We start from the raw sequence: 11,928 nt of genomic DNA, 5'->3' as shown, positions 1-11,928 counted from the left end.
CGACATTTTGTCGAATCGCTGAACAAATTAATTCGGCTCTCTCGATGTCGGGCAAGATGCGGACGGGTAACGGTTCTGCAACGGGGGGCGACATTCCGAACAGGACCGTATGAAGTGCCCCATTGGATCTCGCTCGTTTTGACGCGGCCCGGCCGGTCGGCCACCGCCGACCCCGCGCCTTGGCAGGCCGGCGGATCTGTCGTACGGTGACACGCAAGTAACCCACGGGAGCCCGGTGTACCGGGCTGAGAGGGGGGCTGACAGCCCCCGACCGTCGAACCTGATCCGGGTAATGCCGGCGCAGGGAGGAGCGTTGCCGTGCCGTCCCTGGGGCGATTGCATCTCATCACCGACACCCGACCGGGTCGCGACCCACTTGCCGTGGTTCGCGCCGCCCTCACCGTGGCCCATGCCGACCTGGTGGTACAGGTCCGGGTCGAGGATTCCGCCACCGACCGCGAGGCGTACGACCTGACCCGGCGGGTGCTCGCGCTCTGCGCGCCGTACCGGGCGACCTGCCTGGTCAACGACCGGTTGCACGTGGCGCTGGCGGTGGGCGCCGCCGGTGGGCACGTCGGCGCCGACGACCTGCCGGTCGCCGCCGCCCGCCGGGTGCTCGGCCCCACCGGTGTGCTGGGCGCCACGGCCCGCGCGCCGGGCCCGGCGCGCGAGGCAGTCGCGGCGGGCGCCAGCTACCTGGGCGTCGGGCCGTGTCACACCACCAGCACCAAGACCGGCCTACCGGACCCCATCGGGCCCGCCGGGGTACGCGCCGTCGTCGACGCCGTCGACGTTCCGGTCATCGCGATCGGCGGAGTGACCGCCGCCCGGGTGCCGGCGCTGCGGGCCGCCGGGGCGTACGGGGTGGCGGTGGTCGGTGCGGTCTCCACCGCAGCCGACCCGGCACGGGCCACCGCCGAGCTGATCGAGGCCCTGACGTGCTGACCGGCCGGTCCCCGTCACCGCCGTCGAGCGACCGGGTCCGGCCGGACGTGGCAGTGGTGGGGGCGGGGCCGATCGGGCTGGCGATCGCCTGGCGTTGCGCCGCGCGTGGGCTGCGGGTGGTGGTGCACGATCCGGCGCCCGGCTCGGGGGCGTCGGCGGTGGCCGCCGGCATGCTCTCCCCGGTCGCCGAGGCGTACTTCGGTGAGCGGCAGCTGACCGGGTTGCTGCTGGCGTCCGCCGCCCGCTGGCCGGCGTTCGCCGCCGAGTTGACCGAGACGACCGGAGTCGAGATCGGCTACCGGGCCGAGGGCACGCTGATGGTCGGGCTCACCGGCGACGACCTGGCCGAGGCGCGCCGGCTGTGGGCGTACCAGCAGGGGTTGGGTCTGCCCGTGACGCCGCTGCGCCCCAGCGAGCTGCGCGACCGCGAACCGGCGCTCGCCCCGCGGGTGCGCGGCGGTGCGCTCGCGCCCACCGACCATCAGGTCGACCCCCGCCTGCTGGTGCCGGCGCTGCGCACGGCCGCGCAGCGGGCCGGCGCGGTGCTCGTGCCGCAGCCGGTCCGGTCCTTGTCCGATGTGGACGGGCAGGTCACCGTGGTCGCCGCCGGCTGCGGGGCCGCCGCGCTCACCGGCCTGCCCGTGCGGCCGGTGAAGGGCCAGGTCCTCCGGCTCCGCGCGCCCGACGGCGTCGCGCCGGGCTTCCGGCACGTGATCCGGGGGTACGCCGACGGCGAGCACGTCTACCTGGTGCCCCGCGCCGACGGTGAGGTCGTGCTCGGCGCGACGGTCGAGGAGCGCTCGGACACCACCGTCACCGCCGGTGCTGTGCAACGGCTGCTGCGCGCCGGGGTCGACCTGCTGCCCGAGTTGGCCGAGTACGACCTGGTCGAGGCGGTCGCCGGGCTGCGCCCGGGCACCCCGGACAACGCGCCGATCCTCGGGCCGCTGCCGGACCGACCGGACGTCCTGGCCGCCACCGGGCACCACCGGCACGGCATCGTGCTCACCCCGATCACCGCCGACCTGATCGCCGACCTGGTGCTCGGCGGCGTACCCGACCCGCTGCTCGCGCCCTTCCGGGCCGACCGCTTCGGCGGTGCCGCGGTGGCCGCGCCGGGCGGACCTGAACCGACGTTGGAGGGGGACCTGTGGAGTTGACTGTGAACGGGGCCGGGCGCAGCGTCGCCGCCGGCGCGTCCGTGGCGGACCTGGTCCGTGACATCGTGGCGCAGCCGCGTGGGGTGGCGGTCGCGGTCAACGGCGAGGTGGTGCCCCGGACCGGCTGGCCGGCGCGGGCACTGCGCGACGGTGACCGGGTCGAGGTGCTCACCGCGGCGCAGGGCGGGTGAGCGGCGTGCCCTTCGAGCTGGGTGGGGACACCTTCACCTCACGGCTGATCCTCGGCACCGGCGGTGCCGCGAACCTGCACGTCCTGGAGCAGGCGATCCGGGCGTCCGGCACCGAGCTGGTCACAGTGGCGCTGCGGCGGGTGGGCACGGCACCGGGCTCCACCGGCGGGCTGCTGGAGCTGCTGGACCGGTGCGGCGTACGCCTGCTGCCGAACACCGCCGGCTGTCACACCGCCACCGAGGCAGTGAAGGTGGCCCGCTTGGCCCGGGACGCGTTCGACACCGACTGGGTCAAGCTGGAGGTGATCGGCGACGAGCGGACGCTGCTGCCCGACGGGGTGGAACTGCTCCGCGCCGCCGAGGAGTTGGTCTCCGACGGCTTCACAGTGCTGCCGTACACCAGCGACGACCCCGTGCTCGCCCGCCGCCTCGCCGACGTGGGCTGCGCCGCGGTGATGCCGGCCGGCTCCCCGATCGGCTCGGGGCTCGGCATCGGCAACCCGCACCACATTCGACTCATCCGGCAGGGTGTGGACGTGCCGGTGATCCTCGACGCCGGCATCGGCACCGCGTCCGACGCGGCGCTGGCCATGGAGCTGGGCTGTGACGGGGTGCTGCTGGCGAGCGCGGTCACCCGGGCGGCCGACCCGGTGGCGATGGCCACCGCGATGCGGTACGCGGTCGAGGCGGGCCGACTGGCGGCCCAGGCCGGTCGGATCGAGCGCCGCTTCCACGCGCTCGCCTCCACCCCCGACGAGGGAAGACCCGAGCTGTGACCCCGCCGTCGGGGGTTGTTCTGTTGACCGACCGGCTCGTCGCGCGGGGCGGGCTCGACCGGGTGGTGGCGGGCGCCGTGGCCGGGGGAGTGCGCTGGGTGGTGCTGCGGGAGAAGGACCTGCCCCGCGCCGAACGCGCCACCCTCGCCGCCGACCTGCGTGCGATCCTCGCCGACGTCGGCGGAACCCTCATCGTGGCCGGCCCCGACCCACTCGGCGGTGACGCCGTGCACCTGCCCGCCGCCGGCCCGTACCCACCGCCAGCCCACGGCCTCGTCGGCCGCTCCTGCCACCACCAACCCGAGCTGGACCGCCTGACCACCGAGCACTACGCCACCATCTCCCCGGTCCACCTGACCAGGACAAAACCGGGCTACGGCCCACCCTTGGGCACCGACGGCCTACGCAAGCTGGTCGAGGTCAGCCCGGTGCCCGTGCTGGCTTTAGGCGGAATCGAAACCCCAGAACAGGTGACCGCCTGTGTCCAGTCAGGAGCCACCGGAGTAGCAGTCCTGGGCGCGCTCATGCGAGCCAAAGACCCCACCGAAACAGCCGCCACCCTGACCAGCGCATATGCAGAGGCGGTCACCCCCAAGCTGACCCAAACCCGGCGCGGGGTCCCCCAGGTCCCCACGTCAGGGCGGCGGCCGACCGTCCCCACGTCAGGGCTGCGGCCGACCGTGCCCACGCAGGGATCAAGCCTGACCGCCCGGAGTGGGCACGGTCGGCCGCAGCCCCAAACCGCAACCCAAAACGGCCCGCCGCAGCCCCCAACCGCAACCAGGGAAAGAAAATGACCCCGCGAACACTGCTCACCATCGCCGGCTCGGACTCCGGTGGCGGCGCAGGCATCCAGGCCGACCTCAAGGTCTTCGCCGCGCTGGGCGCGTACGGCACCAGCGTCCTCACGGCGGTCACCGCGCAGAACACCCGAGGTGTCGACGCGGTGCTGCCGCTGCCCCCGCGCACTGTCACCGAGCAGTTGGACAGCGTGCTCACCGATTTCACCGTCCGCGCCGTGAAGACGGGGATGCTCGGCACCCCGGCGATCGCGGACGTGGTGGCCGAGGCCGCCCGGGACGGCCGGCTGCCGCAACTCGTCGTCGACCCGGTGCTGGTCGCCACGAGCGGTCACCGGCTCGGCGTGGTGGGCGCGGTGGAGCGGCTGCTGCCGTACGCCAGGGTGGCGACCCCGAACTGCGCGGAGGCCGCGGCGATCACCGGACGCCCGGTCGACGACGTGGCCGCGATGGTCGTGGCCGCCGAGGCCCTGGTGGCCGGCGGCCCGGAGTACGTGGTGGTCACGGGCGGTGACCTGGACGGGGACGAGGCGGTCGACGTGCTGCACGGCGGCGGCGTCACCACCCTGTTGCGCGCACCCCGCGTGACCACCCGGCACACCCACGGCACCGGGTGCTCGTTCTCGGCGGCGATCGCGGTGCGGCTCGGTCTGGGCGATCCGGTGCCGGCCGCCGTGGGGGCCGCCAAGGAGTACGTGCTCCGTGCGCTGACCGGCGCGCGGGGCTGGGAGCTGGGCGCGGGGCGTGGGCCGCTGAACCACTTCGGCTGGTCCGCTTGATCACCAGGGAGGCTGTCATGCACGCACGAGGCAAGGTGTACGTCGAGGGTTCGCGGCCGGATGTCCGGGTGCCGTTCGCGGAGGTGGGGCTGACCGGGGACCTGCCGCCGGTGCGGCTCTACGACACGTCCGGCCCGGGGTCGGACCCATCGGTGGGGCTGCCCGCACTGCGGGGCCCGTGGATCGCCGAGCGGGGTGACGTGGCACCGGTGCGGGGTGCGGGCACACCGCTGGCCGGGGTGGACAATCGCCGGCCCACCCAGTTGGCGTACGCGCGGGCCGGTGTGGTGACGCCGGAGATGGAGTTCGTGGCGATCCGGGAGAACGTCGAACCGGAACTCGTACGGGCCGAGATCGCCGCCGGTCGGGCGGTGCTCCCGCTCAACGTCAACCACCCCGAGTGCGAGCCGGCGATCATCGGTAAGGCGTTCCTGGTCAAGGTGAACGCCAACATCGGCACCTCGGCGGTCAGTTCGTCGGTCGCGGAGGAGGTGGAGAAGCTGACCTGGGCCACCCGCTGGGGCGCGGACACCGTGATGGACCTGTCCACGGGTAAGCGGATCCACGAGACCCGTGAGGCGATCGTGCGGAACTCGCCGGTGCCGATCGGGACGGTGCCGATCTACCAGGCGCTGGAGAAGGTCGGCGGCGACCCGGTGAAGTTGAGCTGGGAGGTGTTCCGGGAGACAGTGATCGAGCAGGCCGAGCAGGGCGTGGACTACATGACGGTGCACGCCGGGGTGCTCCTGCCGTACGTGCCGCTGGCCGTGGACCGGGTGACCGGGATCGTGTCCCGAGGCGGTTCGATCATGGCGGCCTGGTGTCTGGCGCACCACGAGGAGAACTTCCTCTACACCAACTTCGAGGAGTTGTGCGCGCTGCTCGCGCGCTACGACGTGACGTTCTCCCTCGGCGACGGGCTGCGCCCCGGGTCGATCGCCGACGCCAACGACGAGGCGCAGTTCGCCGAGCTGCGCACCCTCGGCGAGCTGACGAAGATCGCCTGGGCGTACGACGTCCAGGTGATGATCGAGGGCCCCGGTCACGTACCGATGCACAAGATCAAGGAGAACGTGGACCTTCAGCAGGAGTGGTGCCACGAGGCGCCCTTCTACACGCTCGGTCCGTTGACCACCGACATCGCGCCCGCGTACGACCACATCACCTCGGCGATCGGCGCCGCGATGATCGGCATGTTCGGCACGGCGATGCTCTGCTACGTCACGCCGAAGGAGCACCTCGGCCTGCCGGACCGGGACGACGTGAAGGCGGGCGTGATCGCCTACAAGATCGCGGCACACGCGGCGGACCTGGCCAAGGGGCACCCCGGCGCGCAGGCCTGGGACGACGCCCTGTCGAAGGCGCGGTTCGAGTTCCGCTGGGAGGATCAGTTCAACCTTTCACTGGACCCGGAGACGGCGCGCTCGTACCACGACGCGACCCTGCCCGCGGAGCCGGCGAAGACCGCCCACTTCTGCTCGATGTGTGGCCCGAAGTTCTGCTCCATGAAGATCACCCAAGAGCTCAAGGAGTACGCGGCGCGCGGCATGAGGGACAAGTCGGAGGAGTTCGTCTCCGGCGGGAGCCGGGTCTACCTACCGCTCGCCTGACCGCTTCCAGGGCGTGGCGTCCCCTGTGGTGCGGGGTGGCGCGCGTGGCCCGGTGCGTATGGCCTCGCGGGGTCAGGCCTGCGTGGCCGGTGCGTGGGGGTGTCGCGGGGGTCGGCCTGCGTGGGGTGTCGTGCCTGGCCCGGTGCATGGGGATGTCGCGGGGTGATCGACTCGGGTTCATTGATGTCGGGGTGTCGGGCCGCGTGGGATAGCCCGATATCAGTGAACCCGAGTCGATCAAGCCATCGGTCGGTGCGTCTGTGCGCTGCGTGGTGCGGGTCAGTCGAGGTGGGTCAGTCGCGGTCGGTCAGTCGCGGTGGTGTCGACCGGTGGAGCGCAACGACCGGCGGCCGTTCTCCTGCTCAGGCTCGTTGTCCGACACCGGCTTGCTCAGACCGGCGACCCAGTCGACGAATTCCTCGTCCTGGGACGCCAGCGGCTCCGCTTCATCCGACGTCTTCGGGCTCTCCTCGTCGGCGCGGGACCGGTTGCGGCGGAACAGCCCGCCGAGCCGCCCTCGCCGGGAGGGCTGCTCTGCCACCTTCGGCTGCGTCGGAGTTGCCGACGTGGCGTCGGTAGCCGCCACGTCGCCGGTGCCCCCGGTGGCGCCGTCGGTGGTGGTGCTGTCGGCGGCGGCACCGAAGGGCGCGTCCACCGTGCCTGGGAACTCCGGCCGGCCCGGGTGTTCGGCCGGGCCGGCCGTCTCGCCGGCTTCGGCCGGCGCTGTCCGTGCCGCCGAGTTGTCCTGCGATCCCGCCGATCCGCGGCGCCGAGAGGTGTCGAACGCGTTCCAGGTGCCGGCCCGGCTCAGGTCCGGCAACGGTGCCCGATGCCGGGGCCTGGGGGTCGGCTCGTCGGGTCTGCTCGACCCGTCCGATGCGGTTGCCTCCGGCTCGGAGGCCTGCGGTGGCACCGTCCACGTCGAGGTGACCGGCCAGGCCGACGGCGCGGGTGTCCACCGGTCCGTGTCCTGGTCATTGGCGTCGGGGGCCCCGAACAACCCGGCAGTGGGAACGTCCTCGGCGGCGGGCTGCGCGCTGTCGGTGCCACGAGGCCCGGCTGTTGCGGAATCGCTGGTCGCGTCGGCCGGCGCTGCCTTGCTGCCCGTGCCGGCCTTTGGGACGCGCGGGATGGCTTCCGCGCCAACCTGGCCGGCCGCGGTGGTCGGCGCCGCCGCGGCTCGCGTCGCGCCGGTTGCGGTGGCCGGTGCTGGTGTCGCCCCGGTCCCGGAGGCCGGGGTCTGTGTGGCGTCGGTTGGCGTGGTCGAGGACTCCGGGTTGGCGGACACCTGTGTCACGCCGGTTTCGGCGGTCGTCGAGGCGGCCGGTGCTCGCTTCGAGCCGGTGGCGGGGGTGGCAGGTGCTCGCGTCGCGCCGGTATCGGTGGCCGCTGCCGTGTCGGAGGCAGCAGCCGAGGCGACCTCGGAGGTCGAACTCGACCGCTCGCCCAGGCCTCCCCGGCTGGGCGCCGGAGTGTCGGTGGCCGCGTCGGAGGCGGTGCCGTCGGCGGACCTGCCCGGCCGGGTGCCCTTCGTGGCGCGGCCGGTGGTCGTCTCGCGGGTGGCCGTTGCGTCGGTGGTCGTCTCGCGAGTGGTCGTCTCGTTGGTGGTCGTCTCGCTGGTGGTTGCCGAACCGGCGGGGGACCTGTCGTCAGCCACGTCGGAGGCGGTGGTGTCAGGGTTGGCCTTCGACTTACGGCCGCGTCGCGGCTTGATCGTCAGCGGCGCCTCGGGCGCGCCGTGGTCGGTCGTGCCCGCGCTGCTCGCCTCCGTGCTCGTGCCTGTCCCCGTGCCCGTCGAGGCCATGGCGGCCTTGGCGGCGGGACTGGGAGCGTCAGTGCCAGTCGGGGCTGTGCTGGTCGCCTCGGTACCGCTGCCCGTACTGGTCGGGGTCGTACCGGTCCGGGCCGCGCTGGTCGGGGCCGCGCTGGTCGGGACCGCGCTGGTCGTGCCGGAACCGGGTGCACCCGTGCCGCTCGGGGTGGCGGCGGACTTGCGGGTGGTGCGCCCACCGGTCGGCCTGCCACTGGTCGCCGTGCTGCCGCTCGTGTCCGTCGCGGTGCTGCCGGTCGCCTCGTCGACCGCTCGGCCGCTCGTCGGGGTCGCGGCGTCAGCGCGTCCGGACGTGGTGCCGGTCGCGGTGGCGTCGGTGACGTTGCTGACGTCGGTGCCGGCCGAGGGCTCCGTCGTGGCCAGGACATCATCGTGGCGCTGGGGCGTCTGCTCTGCGGCGGTGAACTCACCGGTCGGCGCGGTCAGCCAGGCCGCGGGCTGAGTCGGGGCGGGAGCCGCAGTGGCGGGAGCCGGACCGTGCTGTCCGCTCGCTGTGGTCTCCGGCCAGTCCCAGTGGGCCGGGACGGTGCGTACGGCATCGGGGTCGCCCGTCACCCTCGGACCCGCAACGACACCGGCAGGCTTCGTGCCGGTGGCCAGCTCGGCGTTGGTCGTCTCCGTGTCGCTGCGCTCGGCGCTGTCCCGGTCGTTCGCCGCGCTGTCCCGGTCCTTCGCCGCGCCGGGCAGCGCCGGGCCGGCGGGCAGCGGACGCAGGATGGCGGTGGGCTCGATCGCCTGCGGATCGGCGGTACGGGTGCCCGTCGGCCAGCGCAGCAGCGCGGCGGCGGCCGCACCGAGCGCTCCGGCGAGGATCGCGATCAAAGAGCCGTAGTAGGGGGCGGCCTGGTAGCGGTCCACCGCGTCGCCCGGACCGGCGGTCAGGTAGGCGAACGCCACCAGCACCGGACCGGCCACCCCGGTGGCCCCGCTGACCAGTGGGGCCTGGCCCCGCCAGCGAGCCAGCCCGGCGGTCGCCGCGCCGGCCAGGAGCGCCACGATGGGCAGCAGGAGCAGCGCCAGCCGCTGTGCGGCGGCGTCGTCGAGCCAGCTCGGCTCCAGTACGCCGAGCCGGACGGTCGGCAGTGGGCCGGCCGTGCCGAGCGACGGTAGGACGGAGATCAGCGCCAGCAGCCAGACCGCGCCGGCCACAGCCGCCATGTTCCATCCCAGCTCGGGCCGGAACAGGACGGCGATCGCCGCGCCCGCCCCGATCACCGCACCGACCATGGCGCAGATGCCCACCGCCCAGACCGGGTCGACGGAGATCAGCTCCGCGGCACGGGCGGGCTGCATGCAGAGCGGGGCGATGACGGTGGCACCGAGCGCCGCCGCACCGGCGACGGCCAACTGTCGGCCGGTGCTGGCCGCCGGAGCGTCGCGGCGAGCGAGGCGTCCGGTCAGGACCGCGCCGGCGACGGCTGCGTTCGCGGCGAACCAGCCCACCCAGACGAGCTGGGCCGGCCACTGGTTGACGGTCGTACCGGTGAATGCGCCGGTCAGGCGGACGATGCCGAAACCGTACGCGACGCCGAGCTGGCCGGCTCCGGCCAGCACGCTCACCCCGAGCGCCGTGAGCAGCAGTCTGCCCCAGGTCCGAAAGGCCATGTCCGGCACGTTACGCACCTGGTACACCCGATCGCCAACGGCGCGCCGCGCGGCACGCCGGTGGCCATCGGCGGGTCTACTTGAGTTCGACCAGCCGGGCCAGGTAAGTCGTATCTCCGACATTGGTCAGCATGTGCACCGCGCCCGGGTCCCGGTAGACCACTCCGCCGGTGGGCTCGTCGGCGTCGATCCGCGTGCCGTCGATCGTCTGTACGACGTTCTTGGCGCCCTCGATCGCCACCACCAGGTAGGGGTGGTCGTGCCGGTGCAGCGGTTGCCGCTCGCCGGGCTCAAGGCGGATGTGCCAGACCCGGACCCGGTCGTTCTCGTACACGATCTCCTGACCCACCGGTCCGAGTTCGGTTCCGTCGATCACGTCGGTCATCGTGCTCCGTCCAGTTGGGGCAGCACCTCGGCGGCGATCAGCTCGAGGTGGTCGAGATCATCGAAGTCGATCAGGCGCAGGTGGACCCGGGTGGTGCCGATCGCGGCGAACTCACCGAGCCGCTGCACGAGCTGCGCGGGGGAGCCGACCACCGGGTCCTCCGGTGGCAGAGCGCTCTTCTCGTGCAGGGGCGCGGCCCGACGCTGGGCCTCCCCGTCGGTCCGGCCGATGGCGACGACGACCCCGGCGGACAGCACCAACGGGGCGCGCCCGGACTCCGTCCGCCCGGTGCGCTCACACGTCTCGCGCACCCGGTCGTACGCCTCGGCGGTGGCGGCCACGGACTTGAACGGCATGTTGAACTCGTCGGCGTACCGGGCGGCCAGTTCGGGTGTGCGCTTGGGGCCACGCCCGCCCACGATGATCGGTGGGCCGGGTACCTGCACCGGCTTGGGCAGGGCGGGAGCGTCCACCAAGCGGTAGTGGTCGCCGGTGAAGCTGTAGGTCTCGCCGGGCGGGGTTCCCCACAATCCGGTGATCACCTCAAGCTGCTCGGCCAGCCGGTCGAAGCGCTCGCCGACCGACGGGAACGGGATTCCGTACGAGGTGTGCTCGCGCTCGTACCAGCCGGCGCCGATGCCCAGGTCGACCCGGCCACCGCTCATCTGGTCGACCTGCGCGACCATCACCGCGAGGGGGCCGGGCAGGCGGAACGTGGCCGACGTCACCAGGGTGCCGAGTCGGATCCGCTCGGTTTCCCGGGCCAGCGCGGCGAGGGTCAGCCAGGCGTCCGTGGGGCCGGGCAGGCCCGGGTCGGCGCCCATCGACTGGTAGTGGTCGGCGCGGAGGAAGCCCTCGTAGCCGCAGGCCTCGACCAGCCGGGCGAACCGGAGCTGGGTGTCGTAGCTGGCGCCACGGTTCGGCTCGGTGAAGACCGACACCCGCATGGTCAGTGTCCTTCCGCGCCGGCGGTGGCCGGCTGTTCGCGTTCCATCAGCAGTTCGTGCAGGTTGGCGCTGACCTGGGCGACGTCGGCCAGGTGGGCGTTGCGGCCCAGGGTGCGGGGCCGGGGGATGGCCACGTCGACGACCTTGCGGATCCGGCCGGGGCGGGGGCTCAGCACGACCACCCGGTCGGCGAGCAGCACCGCCTCGTCGATCGAGTGGGTGACGAAGACGATGGTCGGCTTGTTCTCCATGTGCACCCGCTGGAGTTCGCCGGAAAGTTCCTCGCGGGTGAGCGCGTCCAGCGCGGAGAACGGCTCGTCCATCAGCATCACCCGGGGCTCACCGATCAGCGACCGGCACAGCGACACCCGCTGCTGCATGCCGCCGGAGAGCTCGTGGGGCAGCCGCTTCTCGAAGCCGGCCAACCCGGCGACGTCGAGCAGTTGCTGGGCCCGCTCCCGGTGCTTGGCGCGGCTCCAGCCGAAGATCTCCACGGGCAGCAGGACGTTGTCCAGCACGGTGCGCCAGGGCAGCAGCGCCGGCTTCTGGAACAGCATGGCGATGTCCTGGCGGGGGCGGGTGATCGGCGTACCGGCGACGGTGATCTCGCCGGCGCTCAGCGGGAGCAGCCCGGCGATCAGCCGCAGCAGTGTGGACTTGCCGCAGCCGGAGCGGCCGAGCACGGCGACGAACTCGCCCTCGGCCACGTCGAGGTTGATGCCGCGCAGCGCCTCCACCCGGCCGGATCGGCCCTCGAAAGTGCGGGACACCCCGGACAGTCGGATCATCTCCGGCGCACCTCCGCTGAGTGGACGGTCAGGAATCCGACAAAGGCTAACCGCTCCGTTGAGGTATGGCACCGGCTGGGGTGGTCGTCAGGTTGTATCCGTTCCGCAACC

11 protein-coding genes and 1 riboswitch are annotated in these 11,928 nt (G+C 73.1%); of the genes, 7 read left to right on the top strand and 4 right to left on the bottom strand.

Translation table 11 applies throughout. From position 1 onward, the window contains the following. Positions 1-214: 214 nt before the first annotated feature. Positions 215-324, top strand: a riboswitch (TPP riboswitch). The 7 genes from thiE (at position 319) to thiC (ending at position 6,261) form a co-directional block, all read left to right on the top strand. Continuing rightward, entirely contained in the window at positions 319-945 is a 627-nt protein-coding gene (thiE, locus tag ACFYP0_RS23775; protein ID WP_355498975.1) for a thiamine phosphate synthase, read from the top strand. (Overlaps the previous riboswitch by 6 nt.) Continuing rightward, positions 939-2,105: a glycine oxidase ThiO gene (thiO, locus tag ACFYP0_RS23770; RefSeq protein WP_386997611.1), complete on the top strand. Its 1,167-nt coding sequence runs from the start codon at positions 939-941 to the stop codon at positions 2,103-2,105. Before thiE ends, thiO begins: the two co-directional genes overlap by 7 nt. After that, complete coding sequence (gene thiS / locus ACFYP0_RS23765; protein ID WP_112584840.1) at positions 2,096-2,296, top strand: sulfur carrier protein ThiS; 201 nt, start codon at positions 2,096-2,098, stop codon at positions 2,294-2,296. The genes thiO and thiS overlap by 10 nt, the downstream gene beginning before the upstream one ends. Next, positions 2,293-3,072, top strand: coding sequence for a thiazole synthase (locus ACFYP0_RS23760; RefSeq protein ID WP_355498973.1), 780 nt, complete (start codon positions 2,293-2,295; stop codon positions 3,070-3,072). The genes thiS and ACFYP0_RS23760 overlap by 4 nt, the downstream gene beginning before the upstream one ends. Beyond that, the gene (locus tag ACFYP0_RS23755) at positions 3,069-3,869 is read left to right on the top strand and encodes a thiamine phosphate synthase (RefSeq protein ID WP_355498970.1); all 801 of its coding nucleotides are present in this window, start codon (positions 3,069-3,071) and stop codon (positions 3,867-3,869) included. The genes ACFYP0_RS23760 and ACFYP0_RS23755 overlap by 4 nt, the downstream gene beginning before the upstream one ends. Continuing rightward, positions 3,866-4,651: a bifunctional hydroxymethylpyrimidine kinase/phosphomethylpyrimidine kinase gene (thiD, locus tag ACFYP0_RS23750; RefSeq protein WP_355498967.1), complete on the top strand. Its 786-nt coding sequence runs from the start codon at positions 3,866-3,868 to the stop codon at positions 4,649-4,651. The genes ACFYP0_RS23755 and thiD overlap by 4 nt, the downstream gene beginning before the upstream one ends. Before the next feature lie 17 nt (positions 4,652-4,668). Next, positions 4,669-6,261 carry a phosphomethylpyrimidine synthase ThiC gene (thiC, locus tag ACFYP0_RS23745; RefSeq protein ID WP_355498964.1) on the top strand — a complete coding sequence of 531 codons (1,593 nt, stop codon included), beginning with the start codon at positions 4,669-4,671 and terminating at the stop codon, positions 6,259-6,261. Positions 6,262-6,568: 307 nt separating this feature from the next. Here the strand turns inward: thiC and ACFYP0_RS23740 are convergent, their stop codons facing one another. The 4 genes from ACFYP0_RS23740 to ACFYP0_RS23725 all read right to left on the bottom strand — a co-directional run bounded on the left by ACFYP0_RS23740 (position 6,569) and on the right by ACFYP0_RS23725 (position 11,817). Then, complete coding sequence (locus ACFYP0_RS23740) at positions 6,569-9,697, bottom strand: hypothetical protein (protein WP_355498961.1); 3,129 nt, start codon at positions 9,695-9,697, stop codon at positions 6,569-6,571. Positions 9,698-9,773: 76 nt separating this feature from the next. Beyond that, a complete protein-coding gene (locus ACFYP0_RS23735; RefSeq protein ID WP_007465195.1) occupies positions 9,774-10,082 on the bottom strand; it encodes a cupin in 309 nt (102 codons plus the stop codon). Continuing rightward, positions 10,079-11,029, bottom strand: coding sequence for an LLM class F420-dependent oxidoreductase (locus ACFYP0_RS23730; protein WP_355498958.1), 951 nt, complete (start codon positions 11,027-11,029; stop codon positions 10,079-10,081). The genes ACFYP0_RS23735 and ACFYP0_RS23730 overlap by 4 nt, the downstream gene beginning before the upstream one ends. A gap of 2 nt (positions 11,030-11,031) precedes the next feature. After that, on the bottom strand, positions 11,032-11,817 hold the full coding sequence (locus tag ACFYP0_RS23725) for an ABC transporter ATP-binding protein (protein ID WP_355498956.1): 786 nt from the start codon (positions 11,815-11,817) through the stop codon (positions 11,032-11,034). Between the last annotated feature and the right edge of the window lie 111 nt (positions 11,818-11,928).

The organism is Micromonospora arida, from assembly GCF_042873195.1.
Classification (GTDB): domain Bacteria; phylum Actinomycetota; class Actinomycetes; order Mycobacteriales; family Micromonosporaceae; genus Micromonospora; species Micromonospora arida.
This window is presented reverse-complemented; position numbering and strand designations above follow the sequence as displayed.

What these genes read in the sequence shown, in the direction of transcription:
- thiD (WP_355498967.1), top strand. Translation starts at nt 3,866, where the DNA reads ATGACCCCGCGAACACTGCTCACCATCGCCGGCTCGGACTCCGGTGGC.
- thiC (WP_355498964.1), top strand. Translation starts at nt 4,669, where the DNA reads ATGCACGCACGAGGCAAGGTGTACGTCGAGGGTTCGCGGCCGGATGTC.
- ACFYP0_RS23740 (WP_355498961.1), bottom strand. Translation starts at nt 9,697, where the DNA reads ATGGCCTTTCGGACCTGGGGCAGACTGCTGCTCACGGCGCTCGGGGTG.
- ACFYP0_RS23735 (WP_007465195.1), bottom strand. Translation starts at nt 10,082, where the DNA reads ATGACCGACGTGATCGACGGAACCGAACTCGGACCGGTGGGTCAGGAG.
- ACFYP0_RS23730 (WP_355498958.1), bottom strand. Translation starts at nt 11,029, where the DNA reads ATGCGGGTGTCGGTCTTCACCGAGCCGAACCGTGGCGCCAGCTACGAC.
- ACFYP0_RS23725 (WP_355498956.1), bottom strand. Translation starts at nt 11,817, where the DNA reads ATGATCCGACTGTCCGGGGTGTCCCGCACTTTCGAGGGCCGATCCGGC.